Origin of the sequence: Ruegeria hyattellae (assembly GCF_041537925.1) — a bacterium.
Lineage (GTDB): Bacteria > Pseudomonadota > Alphaproteobacteria > Rhodobacterales > Rhodobacteraceae > Ruegeria_C.
Genome location: NZ_JBGOSH010000041.1, coordinates 1 through 1498, shown reverse-complemented (window position 1 = coordinate 1498; position 1498 = coordinate 1). Strand labels below are relative to the sequence as shown.

Annotated in this window: 1 protein-coding gene; it reads left to right on the top strand. The window is 66.0% G+C overall.

Annotation, left to right across the window (positions count from 1 at the left end; all coding sequences use genetic code 11):
- On the top strand, nt 1-1498 hold a 1498-nt coding region (locus tag AB1E33_RS29585; protein WP_372580810.1), incomplete at both ends, for an Ig-like domain-containing protein.

The following is a 1498-nucleotide window of genomic DNA, read 5'->3' as shown; positions in this document are numbered from 1 at the left end:
TCGTGCGCTTCACCACGGTTGGCGATGACACGCTGCTCGAGATCAACCCCGACGGCGCCAGCGGCTTTGTCCCCGTTGCCCTGCTCACCGGCGTCAAGAACCTCGCCGGAACCGAAGCCGCAATGGAAGCCAACGGTCGGCTGCTGACGGCCAGCGCCAATGACGCGCCGGTGGCGGTGGACGATGCGGCAAATGTGGACGAGGACCAGAGCGTCACGATCGATGTGCTGGCCAATGACAGCGATGCGGATGGCGGCACCCTGTCGATCCAGTCGGTGGGCCAGGGCCAGTTCGGCACGGTGGTGATTGATGGCGATCAGCTGACCTACACGCCGGATGCGGATGCCAATGGCAATGACAGTTTCAGCTACACGGTCTCGGACGGCCAGGGCGGCACGGCGGTGGCCACGGTCAGCGTGACGGTGGCGCCGACGCCGGACGCGCCGGTGGCGCAGGACGATGCGACCAGCGGCGAGCAGGACGGCCCGATCCAGATCGACGTGCTGGCCAATGACAGCGACGCCGATGGCGATGCACTGAGCATCGATATCTCCGGCGCGACGCCTGCCAACGGCCAGGTTGCGGTCTCGAACGGTCAGATCGTCTATACGCCCGATCCCGGCTTTGTCGGCGATGACAGCTTCAGCTATGCGGTCAGCGACGGCACCACCAGCAGCACGGCCAATGTGACGGTGACGGTCTATGAGACCAACGCCGCCCCGGTGGCCGCACCCGATGCCGCCACCACGCCGGAAGACCAGGCGGTGGCAATCGACCTGCTGGCCAATGACAGCGACGCCAATGGCGACCCGCTGAGCGTGACCGCGCTGACCAGCACCTTCGACGATCCCGGCACCGCCGGCGTGGTCGAGACCGAGCACGGCTCGGTGACCCTGGCGAACGGGATCGCGACCTATACGCCGGATGCGGATTTCAACGGGGTGGACAGCTTTGGCTACACGCTCAGCGACGGCAAGGAAACCTCGGCGGGCACGGTCTCGGTGACGGTCGACGCGGTCAACGACGCGCCGGACGCCCAGGATGACACGGCGGTCACCGACCCCGATGTCGCGGTCTCGATCGACGTGCTGGCCAATGACAGCGACGGGGATGGCGATGCGCTGAGCCTCGATATCTCGGGCTCGGCACCGGCCAACGGGTCGGTCTCGCTGGTCAATGGCGAGATCCTCTATACGCCGGACCCGGGCTATATCGGCTCCGACAGCTTCAGCTACGCGGTGTCGGACGGCATCGAGAGCCGGACCGCGAGCGTGACGGTGACGGTGGGATCGATCTATGACCCGATCGACCCCGAGGCGGTGCAGCTGAGTGATGGCAATGACGACAACAGCGCACTGATCAGCGGCGGGTCGGATATCTTCGACGGGCTGGCGGGCGATGACACGCTCTATGGCGGCGATGGCGGCGACCGGCTCTATGGCAATATCGGCAATGATGTGCTGAACGGCAATGACAGCGGCGACAGCCTGTATGGCGG